Genomic DNA, 11,662 nt, shown 5'->3' on the forward strand with positions numbered 1-11,662 from the left:
CGGCATCGCCGGAAGGAGGGAACCCCCGAAGGGGGCGCGGCAGCGGGGTACGTTTCTTTGCCTTCTTTCTTGTCGTACAACAAGAAAGAAGGTCGCCCGCCGGGGCGAGACCCGGCCGATGTAAGGTCATACACCGGAAAGCCGTCCCGCAAGGGCTAACCGGTTCGCGGTCGAATGGAATGAACCACCAAGGTTCGCGCAACGTGTGGAAAGCGTTTCCCCCGACAGGTGAGACTCTCCCAGCCCGGCGGGCCTGCCAGGAAGAGTCATTTCACACTTAACGCGAAATTAGCCTTGAATATCGACTACCTGTTCCCTCCAGGCGTGTCGAAAGGCTGGCCCAGAGCCCCCCGTTTTCAGCTGCGGCGGCAGATTGTGCGGGTGACTTCAGTCGCCCGCGGACTTTGATCAAGGGCTTGGCTGTGATTCAACGCGTGGATGGGCGACTGAAGTTGCCCCCACAGAAAATCATCCGTGGATACCGACTGCACGTTCAGTTCCGGGCTTCAGTTTTCCCCTGCCTGTGGCCCCAGCACGCGGATGATTTCTTCAAGGGTGGTGTCGCCGGCCAGAACTTTTTCGGCGGCGTGCTGGCCGATGCCGCGCAGGCCTTTTTCGCGCACCTTGCGGCGGATTTCGAGGATGCTGGCGCCGCTGCCGATGCAGTCGCGCAAGTCGTCGTCCAGCACCAGCACTTCGTAGAGCGCAACCCGGCCCTTGTAGCCGGTGCCGTGACAGGCGGTGCAGCCCTTGCCCCGAAAGCCGCGCTTGATGCCCGCAAAAACGCCGCCGAGCCGGGCCCGCAGTGCGGGATCGGTGTCGATGGCCTCGCTGCATTCGGGGCAGACGTGGCGAACCAGGCGCTGGGCGATGATGCCTTCGAGGGCGCTGGCCACCACGTAGGGCTTGAGGCCGAGGTCGAACAGGCGGGCAACGGTGGCCACCGCCGAGTTGGTGTGCAGCGTGGAAAAGACCAGGTGGCCGGTGAGGGCGGCGTGGAAGGCCACTTCGGCGGTTTCAAAGTCGCGGATCTCGCCGAGCAGGATCACGTCCGGATCCTGGCGCAGCAGGGCGCGCAGGATGGACGGGAAGGTCAGGCCGATCTTTTCGCGCACCAGCACCTGCCCGGCCATGTCCAGGTAGTACTCGACCGGGTCTTCGATCGTGACGTAGTTTTTTTCGGGCGTGGCGTCGTGCTGGAGCAGCGAATACAGCGTGGTGGTCTTGCCGCTGCCGGTGGGCCCGGTGGCGAGGATGATGCCCTGCGGCCGGGCCACCATGTCGGTGACGCGGGGCAGGTCGATGGGCGAGAAGCCGAGATTGGTGAGGCTGTGCACCGACGAGTTGCGGTCGAGGATGCGCATCACCACTTTTTCGCCGTTGATGGTGGGCAGCGTGGAGATGCGCAGGTCCACCATGCGCATGGGCGTTTTTACGGTGATGCGGCCGTCCTGGGGGTGACGCCGTTCGGAGATGTCCAGCTCGGACATGATCTTGAGCCGCGACACCAGCGACTGGTGCAACTGGTGCGGGATGTTGATCTTGTCGATCAGCACGCCGTCGATGCGGTAGCGCACCACCACGCTCTTGGTGCGCGGCTGGATGTGGATGTCGGAGGCGCCAAGGCGGATCGCCTCGATGATGATGGCGTTGGCGAGGCGGATGGCCGGCGGCGCTTCGGTGTCGCGCAGCAGGTCTTCGAGGCGGGTGTCGTCCACGTCCTCGATGACGATCTCGATGCCTTCGTAGGGGTCGGAGGATGCAACCAGGGTTTCCAGTTCCTTGAAATCCACGTCGCTGCCGCCGTAGATTTCGTCGATTTTCTTGCGGATGGCGGCGATGTCGGCGGTGACGATCTGCAGGTCGAGCCCGGCCGTGAAGCGCACTTCGTCGATCAGGCCTTCGTCGAGCGGGTCGGCCATGGCCAGCATCAGGCGCTTGCCTTCCAGCTTGAGGGGCACCACCAGCTGGCGGGAGCAGAAGCTGCGGGGAATGATCTCGGCGAGGGCCGGGTCGACGCTGAATTCCGGCAGCTGAACCTCGTCGATGAGCAGATCCTGCTTGAAGAGGGCGCGGATCTTGCGCTCGTCGACCCAGTCCTTTTCGAGCAGCAGCGCGATCAGCGGTTCGGTGCGGCGCTCCTGCTGGTAGGTGAGTTCCTGCAACTGGGCGGCCGAGAGCAGGTTCTTCTTGTGCAGCATGATGCCGAGCCGGCTGCGGTGGGTGGCCGCCAGCTTGGAGAGCGCCGAGATTTCCTTGCTCTTCTTGTCGTTTTCGGTTTTGAGGGCGCGGTTGCGGGCGATCAGGTCGAACTGTTCCAGCGCCAGGGCCACGGTCACGCGCAGGTCGTCGTCGTTCCAGGGCTTGAGGATGAACTTGTACACCGCGCCATCGTTGATCGCGCCCATCACCGCGTCGGTGTTGGCATGGCCGGTGAGCATGATGCGGATGGTGTCCGGCGAGCGCAGCTTTACCTCGTGGAGAAACTGGGCGCCGTTCATGCCCGGCATCATGAAGTCGCTGATGACCAGGTGCACCTGCCCTTCGGCGAGGCGGTCCAGCCCTTCCTGGCCGCTGCCGGCGGTGACGATCTCGTAGTTCTCCTGGCGGAACACGCGCCCCAGTGCGCGCACGATTCCCAGCTCGTCATCCACCAGCAGCAGACGATATTTCGGCGGTGTCAGGTGGCTGGCCGGCGCCTGGTGGGCGTCGGTCTTGCCGGTGAAGAGACTCTTGTAGTCGGTCATGGCGTGCCCGGAAAGAACAGACTTACCGTGGTGCCCTTGCCGGGCGTGCTGTCGAGCACGATGCGCCCCCGGTGGGCGAGCACGATGTTGCGGGCGGTCGACAGGCCAAGACCGGTGCCGGCGCCGATCGCACGGGTTGTGTAGAAGGGCTCGAAGGCACGCTCCTGCTGGGCCGGGCTCATGCCGACGCCGGTGTCGGTGATGCGGATCGTGATGCCGTCGGGTGCCGCTTCGCTGCGGATCGAGACCTCGCCGGGGCGGCCCGAATCCTGCACGGCCTGCATGCCGTTCTTGATCAGGCTGAGGAACACCAGGTTGAGGTGCCCCGGATTGCAGGCCAGCAGCGGCAGCGGATGCAGCGCGGTTTTGAGCGTGACGCCCGGCGGCAGCGGGCTGCTGGCCACGCTGACAGCGTGTTCGAGGCAGGCGTTGAGGTTGGCCCGCTCGGTGGGCGGGCGGTCTACGTTGGAGAAGCTTTTGAGGTCGGCCACGATGCGGCCGATGCGCGCGAGGCCGTTGGCGCAGTCGGCCAGCAGCTCGGCGCCGTCTTCGATGACGAAGTCGAGGTCAAGGCTTTGCCAGGCCGCTTCGCCTTCGGCCAGCCGTGCGTGCAGCGCGGCAAACTTGTCGAGGTAGAGCTTGAAGCTGCCCAGGTTGCTGCTCACGAAGCCCAGTGGGTTGTTGATTTCATGGGCCATGCCGGCCGCCAGTTGGCCCACCGAGGCGAGCTTTTCGGCCTGGTAGAGCATCTGCTGGCGCGCTTCGAGGGTTGCCACCTGCGCGGCCACGCGGGCTTCGAGTTCTTCGGACAGCTTGCGGTAACGGGCTTCCGAGGCGAGCAGGCGCGAGTGTTCGAGCTTGAGGGTTTCGAAATCCTGGGTCACGGCTTCCAGGTGCAGGGCCGAGGCCATGCGGTAGCGGGCTTCGGCGCGCAGCAGTGCGGTGAACATGCGGGCTGCGCTGCGCAGCTGGGGCGGGCGGGCCGCTGCGCTGGCCAGGAAGCCGGCGGGTTCCAGTTCGAGGATCAGGGCTTCGCGGGTGGCGTCGGGGGCCGGCATGCCCCACAGGGCGCGGCCGTCCCGGTCGAGAATGGCCAGGTCGGCGCCCAGCAGTTCGGCCAGCGGCGGGCCGATGCGGGCCAGCATGGCCGCGTCGAAGAGTTCGCCCAGACGCCATTCGCGGTCAAAGTCGGAGGTGCTCATTGGGGTTCCAGAGTGCGCCCCAGCACGCCGGCCACGAAGGCGTCCTCGGTAAGACGGTGGTCGGTGGCCAGCCCGAGCCCGTCCACATGGCGCCGGTAGAGCGCGCGCAGCAGGGCTTCGAAGGTAGCCTCGACGCCATTGCCGGACAGCGCGGTGGCAAAGCGCACCGGCCAGGGTGCGGCATCCCAGCGTTCGCGGATTTCGGCTTCGGGCACCGCGTTGGGCAGGTCGCGTTTGTTGAACTGGACGACCAGCGGGATGTGCTCGAAATCCAGCCCGACCCGGTGGCAGTTGTCGGCCATGCTCTGGAAGGCTTCGCCGTTGTTGGTTTCCTGGGTGCGATCGGAGTCGGCGACGAACACCAGCCCGTCCGCCCGCGACAGCACCGCCTTGCGCGTGCCGTCGTGGGCCACCTGGCCGGGCACGGTGAACAGGCGCAGCTTGGTCAAAAGGCCCGAGGGCGCCCGAAAACCCAGCGGCAGCAGGTCGAAGAACAGGGTGCGGTCGTCCTTGGTCTCCATGATCATCACTTCGCCCTTGAGCTCGGGCGACAGGATGTCGTGGAGGCGCAGCAGGTTGGTGGTCTTGCCGCTTTGGGCCGGGCCGTAATAAACCAGCTTGAAGGTCAGACTGGTGTTGTCTTGCTCGGGCATGGTCGGGTCTTTGGGGTGCGGATGGGGGTGGGGCGAATTATTTCGTCCCCGCTATTAACGGCACCGGCCGGACAGCCCGCAGGTGTCTCGATCTGATTTTAGGCCCCATGGCGCGGGGTGGGGGATCGAACTTCCACAACATTGCGGCGTCTATTCTTGATGTATGGTGCACTGCAGCAATAATTGCTGCATCAAGAATTCAAGGAGAGTTGCGATGCTGGGAACCCGCTGGTGGAAACGAACTGTTGCGATGGGGGACAACGCGTCGGCGCCCGCTCTGAGCCTGGCCTTGCAGGGGGGCGGGGCGCACGGCGCCTACACGTGGGGCGTGCTGGACCGCCTGCTGGAAGACGGCTGGCGGCTCGACGGAATCAGCGGCACCAGCGCCGGGGCGATGAACGCGGTCGCGCTGGCCCAGGGCTGGACCCACGGCGGCGCGGAGGGCGCGCGGGAGAGCCTGGCCACCTTCTGGGACGCCGTGGCCGACAGCACGCCCTTCGAGCTCAACCTGCTGCAGAGCCTCAACACCGCCGGCGACGGCGCCATGCCGGGGCCGATGAACATGATGATGAGCCTGACCCGCTTGTTCTCGCCCTACGAGTTCAATCCCTTCGAGCTCAATCCGCTGCGCGACGTGGTGCGTGCCCAGTTTGATTTCGAGCGCATCCGGCGGGATTGCCGGCTCAAGTTGTTCATTGCCGCAACCCACGTCACGTCGGGCAAGGTGCGGCTGTTTCGCACCTTTGAGCTGTCCGAGGATGCGCTGCTCGCCTCGGCCTGTCTGCCCACCCTCCACCACGCTGTCGAGATCGACGGCGAGGCCTACTGGGACGGCGGCTTTACGGCCAACCCGGCGATTTACCCGCTGATGTACGAATGCAGCACCCCGGACATCCTGCTGGTGCTGCTCAATCCGCTGAGCATCGCGGAGGTGCCGCGGACGGCCGAGGAGATTGCCGCGCGCAGCATGGAGCTGGGTTTCTCGACGACCTTCCTGCGCGAGATGCGCATGATCGCCCATGCCCGTGCCTACATCGGGGAGGGCTCCGGCTGGATGCCGATGGGGCGCTTCGAGCGAAAACTCACCGGGCTGCGCTTTCATCTTGTTGATGCGAAGGAGCTGGTCACGGCGGGCAAGGGCAGCAAGCTCAACGCGACCCGCGCCTTTTTGCACGAGCTGCGCGACCTTGGCCGGGCCCGCGGCGAGACTTGGGTGCGCGAGCACCGGTCCAGCGTGGGCAAGCGCTCGACGGTGGATCTGTCCGCGCTGTTTGCCTGAGCCGGCCGTGGAATCCACGGCGAGCGGCTGTCGATCTTTTTTACATATACGTCATTAATTTTTCGTTAAGCTGACGGATTTTTTTGCAACTTGTTGTAAGCATGCTAAAAGAATATTCGGGCGTGATTATTGCTTTGCGTGCCCGCAGTGTTCATTGACAACAATTCCAAAATTTCCGTGATGAAAACCTTTCCACTCCGCAATTCCATTCTGGCAACGCTCGCGGGTGCTGCTTTCACCCTCAGCGGCGGCGCCCACGCCGGCACCTGGACGCAGCTTGATCTCGGCACCCTGGGCGGAGCATCCAGCTGGGCCTATGGCATCAGCAGCGCCGGACAGGTCAGCGGCGAAAGCCTCGTGGCCGGCAATTCGGCTTACCAGGGCTTCGTGTACGGCAACGGCGTGATGCAGGGTCTTGGCACCCTTGGCGGCACGCACAGCGCGGCAAGCGGCGTGAATGCCGCGGGGCAGGCGGTTGGCGGCAGCTTTACGGCCGGCAATGCCGCCATCCACGGCTTCCTTTACAGCAACGGTGCGATGCAGGATCTGGGCACGCTGGGCGGCAGTTACAGCTGGGCGTCCCACCTCAACGGGGCCGGGCAGGTTGCCGGCTACAGCACCACCCCGGGCAACGTCGCCTTCCATGCCTTTGTTTATGGCAACGGCGTGATGCAGGATCTGGGCACCCTCGGTGGCCGCTCGAGCCAGGTTGCGGGCATCAACGAGTCGGGGCAGGTTGCCGGCACGTCCGATGTGCCGGGCGATCTTTACCGCGCCTTCCTGTACAAAAACGGCGTGATGCAGGATCTGGGCACGCTGGGCGGCGCGACCAGCCAGGCGGTCGGCATCAATGCGGCGGGGCAGGTTGTCGGCCAGAGCGCGATGCCGGGCGACATCGAGTTTCATGCCTTTTTGTACGACGGCAGCGCGATGCAGGATCTGGGCACCCTTGGCGGGGCCGGCAGCTGGGCGTCCGGCATCAATGACGCGGGGCAGGTGGCGGGCTACAGCCAGACTGACGCCGATATCTACCACGCCTATTTTTACAGCGGCGGCGTGATGACGGACATCGGCACGCTGGGCGGCTCGCGCAGCTGGGCGTCGGGCATCAACGGGCGCGGGCAGGTGATTGGTCGCAGCGATGTGGCCGGTGACGTGGCCGAGCACTGGTTCCTCTTCGATGGCGGGGTGATGGAGGACGTGAATGCGCTTCTGCCCGGCTACGATTCGATCGAGGATCTGTTCCTCAACGATGCCGGCCAGCTTGCCGGAACGGGCCGCATCGGGAATCTTTATCGGGCGTTTCTGCTGACGCCCGATGCGGCATCCGGAACGGGCGCCGCCGCGGCCGTGCCCGAACCCGCCAGCCTTGCGCTGCTGGGCCTGTCGATGACGGCGCTGGTGCGCAGCCGGCGCGAACGCCGTGGGGCCACGCGCAGCCCGGCTTGAGGCGGGCGGGTGTCTTTCTGGACAAGGCCGGGTGACCGGCCTTTTTTCATGGCTGCCCGGCGCCGAGCAGCCCGGCCGGAAGGTCGTCGAGCGTGGCGCAGCCGCACAGCGCCATGGCAATTTCCAGTTCATCCCGCAGCAGCCGCAGCACGTGGGCGACGCCCAGGGCGCCCGCATTGGCGAGCCCGAAAACATAGGGCTTGCCGACCAGTACCGCGTTGGCGCCGAGGGCCATGGCCTTGAGGATGTCGGTGCCGCGGCGGATTCCGCCATCCACCAGCAGCGGCAGCGTGCCAGCCAGGGCGTCGGCGATGCGCGGCAGCGCTTCGGCGGTGGGCGGGGCGCTGTCGAGGGTGCGTCCGCCGTGGTTGGAGACGATCACTCCGCCGGCCTGCAGGCGTGCGGCCTGGCGGGCGTCGTCGGGGTGGAGGATGCCCTTGAGGATGACCGGCAGGCGGGTGTTGGCCTGCAGCCAGGCGACATCGTCCCAGCCCGGTGCGTCACGCAGCAGATCGTCGAAGAGCGCGCTTTGGCCAGGCTGGAGCGCGGCTGCGGGGCGTGGCGGCAAGCCGGCCAGGTTGACCGCCGAGATGCCCGCCGGCAGGCGAAAGTTTGCCCGTCGTTCGCGGTCGCGGGCGCCGTGGCAGGGGGCGTCGACGGTGAGCACGAGGGCTTCGTAGCCGGCGTCTTCGGCGCGGCGGACGAGTTCGCGATTGAAGCCGCGGTCGTGCTGAAGATAGAGCTGGAACCACAGCGGGCCGCGGTCGGGGTCGTCGCGCACGGCTTCGGCAATGCTTTCGAGGGGCTGGCTGGCCTGGGTGCTGAGCACGAAGCCGGCTTGCTGGGCGGCCGCGGCCACGGCGCTGGCAAGTTCGCCGTCCGGGTGGGCCATGCGCTGGAAGGCGACCGGGGCGAGCAGGATGGGGTGGGCGAGGCTGCGGCCGAGCAGGCTCACCCGGGTGTGTCCGCCGGCCAGCGGACGCAGCACGCGCGGATGAAGGCGCATGGCATTCCAGGCGCTGCGGTTGGCGGCGAGGGCGATCTCGTCGGCCGCGCCGCCGGCAAAGTAGGCCCAGGCATTGGTGTCGAGCACCGTGCGGGCGTGGGCTTCGTGGTCGTCGAGGGTGACGACGCCAGGGGGCAGGGCGGTCATGAGTGCGGCTTTCCTTGCAGGTTGGGCTTTCAGGTGTCGGCCCACATGCGCAGCAGGTTGTGATACGTGCCGGTGAGGCTGACGGCTTCGTCGGTTTCACCGTGGCGCTCGCGCAGGCGCATCAGGGTCATGTCGAGTTCGAAGAGCAGGCGGCGCTGCTCGTCGCTCCTGACCATGCTTTCGATCCAGAAGAAGCAGGCGAGGCGGCAGCCGCGGGTGACCGGGGTGACCTGGTGGATGCTGGTGCCGGGGTAGAGCACGGCGTGCCCGGCGGGCAGCTTGACGCCGCGGCTGCCGTAGGTGTCCTGCACCTGGAGTTCGCCGCCTTCGTATTCGTCGGGGTCGGACAGGAACACGGTGCACGACACGTCGGTGCGAACGCGTTCGCCGTCGGCGGTGAAGCGGATGGCGTTATCCACGTGGGCGCCGTAGAAGGGGGTGTCGCCGCCGTAGCGGTTGATCCGCGGGGTGAATATCTTTTTGGGCAGCGCGGCGGTGAGAAAGAGCGGACTCCGCTCGACGCCGGCCAGCACCAGGCTGCGGATCGCCCGCGCGGCGGGGGCGTCGTGGGGCAGTTGCTGGTTGTTCTTGACGGTGGCGGCCTGGGGGCCGGCGCTCTCTCGCCCGTCGGCCCACGGCGCGCCTTCGAGCAGTTGGCGGGCCTGGCGGACTTCGTCGGCGCTGAGGAGGTCGGGGATTTGCAGGAGCATGGTGTCGAAGGGGGAAAAGCGCGCGGGGCACGGCTGGGTTGGCCGTGCCCCGAGCGGTTGATCAGAACTTCACGCTGGCGGTGAGATAGACCGTCCGTCCGACACCCGGTACGTAATGCCCGTTGGCGTAGAGCGAGTCGGCGTAGAACTTGTTGGTGAGGTTGGTGAGGTTGGCCTTGAGGGTCAACTTGTCGGTGATCGCCTCGTACTCGGCCAGGGCGTCGAAGGTGATGTAGCCGTCGGAGTACAGGCCGGCCGGGTTGCGGTTGGGGGTCATCCGGGTGCGGGCGTTGGCCCCGGCGCCAAGCCGCAGTTTTTCGGTGACCTGGTAGCTGCTCCACAGCGAGCCCTGGTGCTTGGGAATCAGCGACGGACGGGAGCCCCGGCCTTCGGCACCTTCTGCGCCCTTGTCGATTTCGGCGTCCCAGATCCAGGTGTAGGAGCCATAGACCTCCCAGCGCGGGGTGATCTTGCCGACGAGATCGGTTTCGAAGCCGGTGGCGTGGCGCTTGCCGGACAGCACGGCGATGTTGAGCAGCGGGTCGGTGTTGCGCTCGTTGAGCTTGACCCCGCGGAAGAGGGCGAAGCGGCTGCTCATGCGGCGGTCGGCGGAGTCGATCTTGGCGCCGAGTTCCAGGTTCATGCTCTTCTCGGGCGGCGTGTTAACGTTTTGCGCGCTGTACGAGTAGGTGTCGCCGGAGGTGTTGAACGAGGTGCCGTAAGAGAGGTGGAAGGAGTGACGGTCGCTCGGCTGGTAGAGCACGCCGAAACGCTGGCTCGCCTTGTAGATGGACTGCTGGTAGTTGGTGACGGCGCTGGTGGCCAGGTTGAAGGTGTCGTACTGCGCCGACATGCCGTCGTAGCGCAGGCCGGCAAGCACCTTCCAGTGCTCGGTCAGCTGGACCAGATCCTGCGCATAGACGCCGGCGGAGATGCTCTCGAATTCGCTGCTCTTGACGATGATGCGGGCTGTTTCGTCCACCCGGCCTCCGCCGCCGGCGCCGATGGTGGTGGTGGGCTTGGTGATGTCGATGCCGCCCTGGGCCGCGTTGCGGGCCTGGCGGACGATCTTCTTTTCCCAGGCGAAATCGGCGCCGGTCAGCACTTGATGTTTGAGCCCCAGCGCTTCGAACTTGGTGGACAGGTCGCTCTGGGCGAACAGGTTCTCCATGCTCTGGATCTTGTTCTGGGTGTTGCGGTTGAGCACGGTGGCGCTGCTGAAGTTCTCGCGGGTGGCGGCAATGCCGCCGGGCTGGAGTGCCGCGCCGGCAATGCGCACGGTGCTGGCGCGCTGGTCGCGGTTGAAGTCGCCCTTGCGGATTTTGGTGACCAGTTCGGTGTCGCTCGAGAAACGGTGGGTGTGGGCAAAGCTGGCGTAGCCGGCCGAGCCGTGGTTGTAGTCGCTGGAGAGGCCGTAATAGCTGGACGGGTCCACCGGAATGGTGGTCAGTGCCGCATTGGTGGCGCTTTTGCGCACGTAGGGCAGGCCATAGTTGATGCCGTTGTCGTTGTTCAGATAGAAGAAGCCCACCTCGAACTCGTCCCGGGTGCCGATGCCCCAGCGGTAGTCGGCGGCAAAGCCGTATTTGTCGAGGCTGGTGCCGGCGCCGTTGTTGTCGGCGACGGTGCGCATGGCGTTGATGCGCAGGGCCGAGTCGTCGCCGGTCTTCACGTTAACGTCGGCCACCACGCGGCGGTACTGGTAGCTGCCCAGGGTGACGTCCACCTGGTTCTGGTCGATGAGGCGGGCCTGTTTGCTGACCTGGTTGACCGCGCCGCCGGTGGAGCCGCGGCCGAAGAGCATCGAGGCGGAACCGCGCAGCACTTCGATGCGGTCCATGTTGAAGGTGTCGCGGTCGTAGAAGGCCGGGTCGCGCATGCCGTCGATGAACAGATCGCCCGTGGTGTTGACGGGGAAACCGCGCAGACGCAGGTCTTCCTCGCCGCCTTCGGCCGCCAGGAAGGTGATGCCCGAGGTCATCTTGAGGGCTTCCTTCACCGTGTCGATCTTGCGGTCGTCCAGCAGTTTTTCGGTGACCACGGTGACCGACTGGGGAATGTCGCGGAGTTGCTGCTTGCCCTTGCCGATGCGCGTGGTGGTGGTGCGCAGGCTGTCCTTGCCCTGGGGTTCGGCTTCGGCGGCGGCTTTTACAACCACCGGCTTGAGCGTTTTGGTGTCGTCGTCGGCATCGCTGGCGGGGGACTGGGCCCAGCCGCTCATCGAGGCGGCAAACATCAGCGCGCCGAGGGGCAGCATGGCGCGCTCGGTGGACATAACGGGTTTTGCTGCCTGGGGGCGGGGGGCCGACGGCTGTCGGCGACGGTTTTTCTTGTGTGCCAAAGGAGGCCTCCGGAGATGATTTCGCCCCGAAGCGGGGCGGTTTGGGGTCATGACCTGAGGCTGGCTTGCTGATTGGCTGTCGCGTTCTGCGGCTGGCTTGCCCGAAAGATCTGGATACAATTGTAATG

8 protein-coding genes are annotated in these 11,662 nt (G+C 66.0%); 2 read left to right on the forward strand and 6 right to left on the reverse strand.

The window, feature by feature from the left end; all coding sequences use genetic code 11:
- Positions 1 to 506 precede the first annotated feature (506 nt).
- Genes Q1W26_RS14185 through Q1W26_RS14195 form a run of 3 tightly spaced genes read right to left on the reverse strand, consistent with a single transcriptional unit; the run spans position 507 to position 4,602 of the window.
- Entirely contained in the window at positions 507 to 2,747 is a 2,241-nt protein-coding gene (locus Q1W26_RS14185; protein ID WP_300441427.1) for an ATPase, T2SS/T4P/T4SS family, read from the reverse strand.
- Complete coding sequence (locus tag Q1W26_RS14190; protein ID WP_300441429.1) at positions 2,744 to 3,949, reverse strand: ATP-binding protein; 1,206 nt, start codon at positions 3,947 to 3,949, stop codon at positions 2,744 to 2,746. Before Q1W26_RS14190 ends, Q1W26_RS14185 begins: the two co-directional genes overlap by 4 nt.
- Complete coding sequence (locus Q1W26_RS14195) at positions 3,946 to 4,602, reverse strand: GTPase domain-containing protein (protein WP_300441433.1); 657 nt, start codon at positions 4,600 to 4,602, stop codon at positions 3,946 to 3,948. Before Q1W26_RS14195 ends, Q1W26_RS14190 begins: the two co-directional genes overlap by 4 nt.
- A gap of 250 nt (positions 4,603 to 4,852) precedes the next feature.
- Here Q1W26_RS14195 and Q1W26_RS14200 point away from each other — a divergent pair, with 250 nt between their 5' ends.
- Both Q1W26_RS14200 and Q1W26_RS14205 read left to right on the forward strand, forming a co-directional pair.
- Positions 4,853 to 5,881 (forward strand): patatin-like phospholipase family protein, encoded by a 1,029-nt coding sequence (locus Q1W26_RS14200; protein WP_300441448.1) that lies wholly within the window; start codon positions 4,853 to 4,855, stop codon positions 5,879 to 5,881.
- A gap of 180 nt (positions 5,882 to 6,061) precedes the next feature.
- Positions 6,062 to 7,330: a PEP-CTERM sorting domain-containing protein gene (locus Q1W26_RS14205; protein WP_300441436.1), complete on the forward strand. Its 1,269-nt coding sequence runs from the start codon at positions 6,062 to 6,064 to the stop codon at positions 7,328 to 7,330.
- Between the two features lie 46 nt (positions 7,331 to 7,376).
- Here Q1W26_RS14205 and Q1W26_RS14210 read toward each other — a convergent pair whose 3' ends face one another.
- The 3 genes from Q1W26_RS14210 to Q1W26_RS14220 form a co-directional block, all read right to left on the reverse strand.
- The gene (locus tag Q1W26_RS14210; protein WP_300441439.1) at positions 7,377 to 8,483 is read right to left on the reverse strand and encodes an alpha-hydroxy acid oxidase; all 1,107 of its coding nucleotides are present in this window, start codon (positions 8,481 to 8,483) and stop codon (positions 7,377 to 7,379) included.
- Positions 8,484 to 8,512: 29 nt separating this feature from the next.
- Complete coding sequence (locus Q1W26_RS14215; RefSeq protein WP_300441442.1) at positions 8,513 to 9,193, reverse strand: Fe2+-dependent dioxygenase; 681 nt, start codon at positions 9,191 to 9,193, stop codon at positions 8,513 to 8,515.
- Between the two features lie 61 nt (positions 9,194 to 9,254).
- Entirely contained in the window at positions 9,255 to 11,468 is a 2,214-nt protein-coding gene (locus Q1W26_RS14220; protein WP_300441445.1) for a TonB-dependent siderophore receptor, read from the reverse strand.
- Positions 11,469 to 11,662 lie beyond the last annotated feature (194 nt).

Source organism: Zoogloea sp., from assembly GCF_030157465.1.
Classification (GTDB): Bacteria; Pseudomonadota; Gammaproteobacteria; order Burkholderiales; family Rhodocyclaceae; genus Zoogloea.